Origin of the sequence: Bacteroides sp. AF25-38AC (assembly GCF_003602995.1) — a bacterium.
In the GTDB taxonomy this organism is placed as follows: Bacteria; Bacteroidota; Bacteroidia; order Bacteroidales; family Bacteroidaceae; genus Bacteroides; species Bacteroides uniformis.
The window spans coordinates 188,166-196,330 of record NZ_QTMD01000006.1 but is presented as its reverse complement, the minus strand read 5'-3'; the positions used below and the strand labels follow the sequence as shown (position 1 = coordinate 196,330).

The window sequence follows — 8,165 nt, the reverse complement described above, 5'->3', positions numbered from 1 at the left end:
TATTGCATTGGCAATCAATTCGTTATAAAGTTTTATTCTTTTTACGACAGTCCCTAATTAGCATCAACAGCCCCCTAATCTTGCAATATTGGGCTACTCCCCCTATCATGTTTGTGGGGATGAAGCTAAAGTAGATTGGATAATGAACTAGAACAGGGTGCTCATTACACTAATACAAACAGCAATGCTCATTACTTCCCCCTATGCACTTGAAGGTAATCAATGATGGAATTACCTCATTAAGTACAACAATTAAATTACAGAATTATGGGAAAGTTAAAGTTTTTAGAGACAATGACTATCAATGAGTTCAAGTCTCAGAAGGAAGTTAAAGCTATTGAAGTGAAGCAGAATCCACACACTGGTAAATGCTTCTTTGTATATGGCTGTGAAACTGGTGCAGTGAGTGACAAGTTTATTAATGGAGAAATCACCAATCCAGTTATTTCACAAGTATGTTCACCTGATACTGGGGATATGTTCTACATGCTCCATCAGAAGGGTGAAAGTGATTGTATGACCTTGGCAACTTTATAAAGGTTATGCTTACCACTAGAAGAGTAGTTCAGTTGAAAGACTGGCTACTCTTTTTTCTTTATACACTAACCATCAACAATTAATAGATTACAATATGTTGAATTTAAGAGTATCATCAAAGAAGCAGGCTAAGATAAAGCTTGCTCTACAAGGTTGTGCAGGCTCTGGGAAGACCTATTCTGCACTATTATTAGCCTATGGTCTGACTAAAGACTGGACTAAAATAGCCATCATTGATAGTGAAAATGGAAGTGCTGATTTGTATGCCAGTTTAGGTAATTACAATGTATTACCCCTTCAAGACAACTTCACACCTGAAACCTATATTGAAGCTGTAAAAGTGTGTGAGGATGCTAAAATGGAGGTGATAATCATTGATTCTATATCCCAATGTTGGGATAATCTTCTGGAGTATCATGCTAACTTACAAGGCAATTCATTCACTAATTGGCAGAAGATTACACCAAGAATGAATGCCTTCATGCAGAAGATTCTACAATCTCCAAGCCATGTTATTTGTACCATGAGGTGTAAGCAGGATTATGTACTCAATGAAAAGAATGGTAAGATGATTCCAGAGAAAGTGGGGTTAAAAGCAGTCATGAGAGATGGAATAGACTACGAATTTACCATAGTTCTTGATATTAACATGAAGCATCAAGCCATTGCTTCAAAGGATAGAACAAGTCTATTCATGGGTAAGCCAGACTTTACTATTACACCCACTACTGGGCAAATAATACTTGATTGGTGTAACAATGGAGTAAACTTGGATATGATAAAGCAGAAGATAAATCAGGCTAAAACCATTGAAGAACTTACCTCCATTTATCACCAATACCCTGAATGGTATCAGCAACTTACATCAGATTTCATGCAGAAGAAGATGCAGTTACAAGATGAGAGCAATAAACCCATTATCAACTATAATCCTAATTTTATACATTATGGAAGCAATGCAATTAATACCAGTACACAGAACTAATATGTCTGTATTGGCTAACCAAAGGACTAATATTGAAACAATAATACCTATTGAAGTATTAGAGAATGAACCTACTAGCACTAGAAAAGGTAATAAATTACCATTCATAGAGGCTAACACCAAAGAGGTTACTATAGAACATCTGAGAAATGATTGTGTAGTACCAGTTTTTAGCAAGGATAATGAGATAACTATCAGTCACCCTTCATTTATTGAAACTGTTTGGGAAGCTGCCAATCAGATATTTCCCAATGAGAGGATTGAAGAACCAGCTATCAGAGTAAGCCATGTCATTAAAGGCAGAACACCCGAAGCTATTCATAAACCAGTGAAGGATTTACTTGAATCAGACAAGACTATTTATTATGAAAGAATGATGTTCTGCTTTGAGATTCCCACTATTCATGAGGATATTGAAGGTAATAGACTGAATCTTACTATTGGTGGGGTAAGGGCTTATAATCATGAGAACTTGTATAGCAAGAAAGGCATAGAGAAGTTTAAGGTATTTATAGGCTTTAAAAACATGATATGTTGTAATATGTGTGTCTCAACTGATGGTTACAAGTCTGAGTTAAAGGTGATGAGTACTGCTGATTTATTTAGTTCAGTGATGAGGCTATTTCAAGAATACAACATAGCCAAACACCTATACTACATGAGTGCATATAAAGATAGTTATATGACTGAAAGCCAATTTGCCCAGTTCTTGGGAAAGAGTAGATTATACCAATATCTCCCAATTGAACAGAAGAAAAGGCTTCCTCAAATGCTGATGACTGATACACAGATAGGGCTTGTAGCCAAATCATATTATAATGATGATAACTTTGCTCTTCCTGAGAATCAGAGTGCCATATCCATGTGGAATGTATATAATCTGCTCACTGGAGCCAATAAAAGCAGCTATATAGATAACTTCTTGGATAGGTCACTGAATGCCACACAACTTACAGAAGGACTAAATAAGGCTCTGTATGGCACTAATGAATACAGCTGGTTTATCCAGTAACCAGTTATGATTAGCACTACTTCTTCACCCCCCACCTTATCTCACTTCTTATATCCATTATGTTAGGAAATTCTTGTTAGCCTCATTTACATCCTTATTTATAATACAGAGGTAAGTGAGAAAACTGGTATTTGTATTCACTTCTCTTATAAAAAGAATATAGAAGTGAATACATTCAATAACCTAACCCCTTCAAGTGTCTCAGGCTAACCTGAGGAAAGTGTACATCTATCTTTTCAAATTTCTATTATATACTATAAGTTAGATGTACACAATAGCCTCTTAGTTCTGAAAATGAATTATAAGAGTGAGATTTGCAGGTGGATTGATAATCCTCTCATTAAACTAATCCACTTCAAGTGGCTAAAATGAAAGGTGATTAGATGAAGGAGTATTCATTGATTTACATTGAGGTTAAAGCCTTATTGTATTGTAGTTTATTGTTGTTCAAGCCTCAGCCTATAATAGGTTGGGGCTTTTAAATTGATTAAATTATGACAGAATTTTATTTAATGATAAAGTGGATTGTATTTAGCATTGTAGGTTTAGCAATATACCTATGGTTAGACAGAGATACTAAGAAATAAAGATTAACTTTGTAATACAAGAACATAGCCCATACCAATGGTGCTAATATGGATTGAGACCTATTAAAAGTAGTCTTCGGATGATTGTTTATATGTGGAAAGTCTTAACTTTGCAACAGAAACAATCAAATGATTGCTAATGAAATAGAAGTTTAACAAGACATATTAGAAAAGAAGTGTTTGCTTCTTACTTGTGAAGTCCTAAAATCACCACTTTGAAGACTAACAATCACAGCAGTAAGTAAGTGAATGCTCATACCATTAGGTGTGGGCTTTCCTTGCATGTGATTGTAGGTGTTGTGGTGATACCTTGGACTCAGCAGGAAAGTACCACACTTTTTTGTGGTATGGCTACAAAAAGAAGAATATGAATTGGACTATTTTTATTATTGCTATCATTATTCTTATATGGTTGCATCACCTCTATCAAAAGAAAATAGATAGAGAAGAAAGAGAAGCTAATGTTTCAAAGCACTCAACAGATTCTCCATGGATTTCTCTACTACAGAAATTTAAGTCATACTTAGATTTTAAAGTTATAAAGGAATCCTCTTTAAGCTTACTAATTGCAAATAATAAAGGTGAAGAATTTTGCTTTCAAGTGGTAGCTACTAACAATATAGTTGTGTATAGGGTGAATGGTATTATAAAAAAAGAATGGAAGTTTCTGTTTTGGGTTCATGAAAATATAATGTATCATGATATAGACCAGTTCTATAAGAAAGAACTTCTAAAAAAGGCTTTACAGCCCAACATTCCATCTGTTACTTGGAAAGTTATAGAAGAAAGACCCTTTGATGCAGAAGAAATAGATGCTGTTAGTCAAGCTATAGTAGTAGTCTCTCAATATGGTAATTCAGTCAGGTTTATTATGAAGGCAGGTGGAGAGACATATATTTCACTTGATAAAAATTCTAATATAGCTGTTGGTGAAGTTGTTGATATGAGACAAGCCAAACTTCTAACATTGGAGAAAGAGGGAGAAAGCAATATTGTAAGAGTTAAAATATAGATGAATATACGGCATTCCTTATATCATGGACTTAATCAAACTAAACTACCTATTATAGTGGTTGAGATAGAGGATAAACACCTTTGTTTCATCCTAGATACTGGGAGTACATGTTGTTTGATTGATAGTAATGTAGTAGAATATTTCAAGGATATAGTAGAGCCTATTGGTGATTACTGCATCAGTGGAATAGATGGAACTAAGCGTAAGGCAGATGTGGTTATTCTACCTTTCAACTTTGAAGGTTATACCTATAAGCCAAAGTTCTGTGTACAGCCACTATCAGATGCTTTTAAAGGCATTGAAGAAAATAGTGGAATACAAATACATGGATTACTGGGTACAGACTTTTTAATAGAGAATAAATGGATTATTAATTTCAAAGAACTTAATATATACATTAACAATGAGTGACATACAACAGATATCTGAAAATACGTTATTATGGTTTATATTAGCCGCTATATTTAACTTACTTTGGTTAATTATATGGTTGTTTCAAACTGTAAAAATTGGAGAGCCTACAGTTAGTGATTATTATAGAAACTATAATGATGGTAGAGGATATTTGTTAAATGAAGAATTATATAACAAAGCACTGTATAGATATAAAAAGTGTAACAATAAACGCAGATGGTTTATATTATTGTATGATTATGTAAACAAATAAATTTATGTTTTTGATTCTTCTAAAGATATGTGATTATACTCAAATGTCTAATCATTAATATTGAGAATAACCCTCGCTATACCCTTGGTTGCTGTGCCTTTCTATTATATCTGATTATTAGGTGTTTCATTTAATAGAAAGAGAAGATTAATCAATATCACTTAAAGCTTACCTCTTCTAGTGGTATATGATAACTGCATTATAAACTTTAAATAAAGAATTGAATTATGGAAAAGAAACAAGAAACTTAGCACTTCCAAGTGCTAGTATTGGCAATGTATAAGCATTGCCATTGTTGGTCAATAGTTGTTCTATTGAATTTTAGAAAAGTAATTAACAGGCTAACAATCAATTAATTGAATAGTATTATCAAAGAGACTTCCAAGCTGAGGGTCGCGGGTTTGAGCCCCGTCTTCCGCTCTTCTGAAAATCAGATAGTTATCGCAAGATTTCTATCTGATTTTTGTTTTTAGAGAATGCTGAATTTAGTGTGGTTTAACCGAGTGAGTTAAACCAGGAAGTCAACCGAATGACGCAAAGCACAAATTCATGGTTATTTAAATAAGATATTTCTGAGAATATCATCTAACCACGGCTCTTTCATCTTTTCCACAAAAACATCATTCTTTAGTTGAAAAGCCTTTTTGTAAACACTCTGCATTTTCAAATTATAGCGCACCGTATCATAGCGGACTACTGACTGGTAAAATCCGGTATCAACAGCGACAATTTCATTTTCTATTCTCAATGTATCCTCAGCTGTATCGGAAACTCTTCCAGTCTCCATCTGTGCGAATGAAATGCAGCTGCCTCCGATTAGAGCCAATAATGTTACCAATATTTTATTCATAGGCTACCGTTTTCTACAAAGATACAATATTCAAAGAACAAACATCTCTTTTACAAGAAAAATTCCATTATACCATAAACGCTTATAAGGCAACGCACACATTTGTATATCAAAGTTCAGTTTTAGTTAATAAAATTATGTAAGTTTGTAAACGAATAAAAAGCTCCCCTCCAATGAACAACATCATTCATAAAATCAGGCAGATTTATCCGGTTTCCGAAGAAGCTCTTCAGGCATTGCTGATGAATATGCAGGTAAGACACTACCCTAAAGGAACTTATATAGTACAAGCAGGAGTGACAGACCGTTTGGTTTATTTCATTGAGGAAGGGGTCACCCGTTCCGTATTTCATCACGACGGACAAGATACCACCACTTGGTTCAGCCAGGAAGGTGATGTAACCTTCGGAATGGATTCACTGTACTATCAGCAGCCGTCAGTAGAAAGCATTGAAACTCTTTCGGACTGCAAAATCTACGTCATCCACATAGACAAGTTAAATGCTCTCTACGAAACATATATTGATATAGCCAACTGGGGCAGAATACTGCATCAGAACGTAAACAAAGAGCTCAGTCATATGTTTGTGGAAAGGCTCCAACTGCCTCCCAAAGAGCGGTATGAACAATTTAACCGCCGTTACCCCAGACTGATAAATCGGGTGAAGCTAAAATATGTGGCAGCCTTCCTGGGTATTTCCATCTATACTCTCAGCCGGGTACGCGCAAAAAAATAGAAGATTGCCGTTCTTTTTTGCTTTTAAGCAAAAGAACTTCGCTTCGCATGGCGTATCTTTGAGATCCGAAAACATTAACCAAACAACAGAAAAAAAACAGATGTCGCACATTTCATCTTCTGCCTTTTCAGACACCAAAGCACATTATGACCTTCTCGACGGGCTCCGTGGCGTAGCAGCCTTGATGGTTATATGGTATCATATATTCGAAGGCTATGCTTTTGCCGGTGGTAGCATTATCGAAACCTTCAACCACGGCTATTTAGCTGTAGATTTCTTCTTTATACTATCGGGATTCGTTATCGGGTATGCTTATGACGACCGTTGGGGCAGGAACCTCACAATGAAAAACTTCTTTAAACGGCGCCTGATACGTCTCCATCCGATGGTCATTATGGGAGCTGTCCTGGGTGCCATTACTTTCTGTCTTCAAGGATGCGTACAATGGGACGGAACACATATTGCCCTCTCCATGATTATGCTGTCCCTTCTTTGCACTATATTTTTTATTCCCGCAATGCCAGGTGCAGGTTATGAAGTCCGTGGTAATGGCGAAATGTTTCCTTTGAATGGTCCATGCTGGTCCTTGTTTTTTGAATATTTAGGCAACATCCTTTATGCCTTGTTTATCCACCGCTTATCAAACAAAGCCCTTGCCGTACTGACAATATTGCTGGGAGTGGCATTGGCATCATTCGCCATTTTCGACATCTCCGGATACGGAAATATGGGGGTAGGCTGGACACTGGACGGAATAAACTTTGGCGGCGGATTGCTGAGGATGCTTTTTCCTTTCTCCATGGGCATGCTTTTGTCGCGCAACTTCAAGCCTATCAAGGTGAAAGGTGCTTTCTGGATATGTGCCATTGCATTGGTTACCTTGTTTTCAGTGCCCTACTTGGAAGGTGCAACACCGGTCTGTACAAATGGCATTTATGAAGCGTTCTGTGTAATCATCGCTTTTCCGGTTCTCGTCTGGTTAGGAGCTTCCGGTACCACAACGGATAAAAAATCGACCCAGATATGCAAGTTCCTGGGAGATATATCCTATCCAGTCTATGTGATACATTATCCATTTATGTACTTGTTCTATGCATGGCTCATCAAGAACCAGCTCTTCACGTTGGAGCAGACTTGGCAGGTTGCCTTGTGTGTTTACGCATGGAACATATTATTGGCTTATCTATGCTTAAAATTCTATGATGAACCGGTACGGAAATATCTGGCCAGACGCTTCTTGAGCAAAAAACAATAAACAGTCCGTCACGGAGATTATGCTGATTCGCACAGATACAAATTCCCGATATAAATTCAATCTGCGCAAATCAGTATGATCTTTGTGGCGAACTGTTATTCCAGATAAAGCGGTTCCACTACTTCCATCACATTCTCATGGAACCACTCATCCAATTTTGCCTCTACCTTATCCTTTATCTGTGGAGTGATGTATTTCTTCATTTTCTTATAAGCATAGATTGCAGCAAATCCCTTCCCTACCATAAAGACTTGTCCCAAGAGGTCTTCTATACCGGCAGGAAACACAATGGCCACCAAAGCAATCATGATATTTGTCCTTTCACTCTCTGGAGTAGAATCAGCAGTCAGGACATAATAAGCTGTCAGTACGGGACGACCAGCTGCCCGACTACCTTTCTTTATATACTCCTCTACTTTAAGACGAATCTCGTCCATAGAAAAATTCATTTTCATATTCATAATCTCCTCTTTTTATTTATTAGACGCAGAAAGATGAAGTTTGGTTGCAAAAATCTGCA

9 protein-coding genes are annotated in these 8,165 nt (G+C 36.4%); 7 read left to right on the top strand and 2 right to left on the bottom strand.

What is annotated here, in order from left to right:
- Positions 1–267 precede the first annotated feature (267 nt).
- The 5 genes from DWY55_RS06340 (at position 268) to DWY55_RS06320 (ending at position 4,547) form a co-directional block, all read left to right on the top strand.
- Positions 268–537, top strand: coding sequence for a hypothetical protein (locus DWY55_RS06340; RefSeq protein WP_117962683.1), 270 nt, complete (start codon positions 268–270; stop codon positions 535–537).
- A 94-nt stretch (positions 538–631) separates the two neighbouring features.
- Positions 632–1,522 (top strand): AAA family ATPase, encoded by an 891-nt coding sequence (locus tag DWY55_RS06335; RefSeq protein ID WP_117962681.1) that lies wholly within the window; start codon positions 632–634, stop codon positions 1,520–1,522.
- Positions 1,485–2,534 carry a DUF3871 family protein gene (locus tag DWY55_RS06330; protein ID WP_117962679.1) on the top strand — a complete coding sequence of 350 codons (1,050 nt, stop codon included), beginning with the start codon at positions 1,485–1,487 and terminating at the stop codon, positions 2,532–2,534. Before DWY55_RS06335 ends, DWY55_RS06330 begins: the two co-directional genes overlap by 38 nt.
- 954 nt (positions 2,535–3,488) lie before the next feature.
- A complete protein-coding gene (locus tag DWY55_RS06325) occupies positions 3,489–4,133 on the top strand; it encodes a hypothetical protein (protein ID WP_117962677.1) in 645 nt (214 codons plus the stop codon).
- Positions 4,134–4,547 carry an aspartyl protease family protein gene (locus tag DWY55_RS06320; protein WP_117962675.1) on the top strand — a complete coding sequence of 138 codons (414 nt, stop codon included), beginning with the start codon at positions 4,134–4,136 and terminating at the stop codon, positions 4,545–4,547.
- An 809-nt stretch (positions 4,548–5,356) separates the two neighbouring features.
- Here the strand turns inward: DWY55_RS06320 and DWY55_RS06310 are convergent.
- Positions 5,357–5,653: a hypothetical protein gene (locus DWY55_RS06310; RefSeq protein ID WP_005823625.1), complete on the bottom strand. Its 297-nt coding sequence runs from the start codon at positions 5,651–5,653 to the stop codon at positions 5,357–5,359.
- A 173-nt stretch (positions 5,654–5,826) separates the two neighbouring features.
- Here DWY55_RS06310 and DWY55_RS06305 point away from each other — a divergent pair, with 173 nt between their 5' ends.
- Both DWY55_RS06305 and DWY55_RS06300 read left to right on the top strand, forming a co-directional pair.
- Positions 5,827–6,390 carry a Crp/Fnr family transcriptional regulator gene (locus DWY55_RS06305; RefSeq protein WP_005823628.1) on the top strand — a complete coding sequence of 188 codons (564 nt, stop codon included), beginning with the start codon at positions 5,827–5,829 and terminating at the stop codon, positions 6,388–6,390.
- A gap of 100 nt (positions 6,391–6,490) precedes the next feature.
- Positions 6,491–7,645, top strand: coding sequence for an acyltransferase family protein (locus DWY55_RS06300; RefSeq protein ID WP_008665488.1), 1,155 nt, complete (start codon positions 6,491–6,493; stop codon positions 7,643–7,645).
- Positions 7,646–7,740: 95 nt separating this feature from the next.
- Here the strand turns inward: DWY55_RS06300 and DWY55_RS06295 are convergent, their stop codons facing one another.
- Positions 7,741–8,106, bottom strand: a complete 366-nt coding sequence (locus DWY55_RS06295) for a hypothetical protein (protein ID WP_005823632.1) — start codon at positions 8,104–8,106, stop codon at positions 7,741–7,743.
- Between the last annotated feature and the right edge of the window lie 59 nt (positions 8,107–8,165).

Excerpts from the sequence above, each read along its gene's own strand:
- DWY55_RS06340 (WP_117962683.1), top strand. The coding sequence starts at position 268 with ATGGGAAAGTTAAAGTTTTTAGAGACAATGACTATCAATGAGTTCAAG.
- DWY55_RS06335 (WP_117962681.1), top strand. The coding sequence starts at position 632 with ATGTTGAATTTAAGAGTATCATCAAAGAAGCAGGCTAAGATAAAGCTT.
- DWY55_RS06330 (WP_117962679.1), top strand. The coding sequence starts at position 1,485 with ATGGAAGCAATGCAATTAATACCAGTACACAGAACTAATATGTCTGTA.
- DWY55_RS06325 (WP_117962677.1), top strand. The coding sequence starts at position 3,489 with ATGAATTGGACTATTTTTATTATTGCTATCATTATTCTTATATGGTTG.
- DWY55_RS06320 (WP_117962675.1), top strand. The coding sequence starts at position 4,134 with ATGAATATACGGCATTCCTTATATCATGGACTTAATCAAACTAAACTA.
- DWY55_RS06310 (WP_005823625.1), bottom strand. The coding sequence starts at position 5,653 with ATGAATAAAATATTGGTAACATTATTGGCTCTAATCGGAGGCAGCTGC.
- DWY55_RS06305 (WP_005823628.1), top strand. The coding sequence starts at position 5,827 with ATGAACAACATCATTCATAAAATCAGGCAGATTTATCCGGTTTCCGAA.
- DWY55_RS06300 (WP_008665488.1), top strand. The coding sequence starts at position 6,491 with ATGTCGCACATTTCATCTTCTGCCTTTTCAGACACCAAAGCACATTAT.
- DWY55_RS06295 (WP_005823632.1), bottom strand. The coding sequence starts at position 8,106 with ATGAATATGAAAATGAATTTTTCTATGGACGAGATTCGTCTTAAAGTA.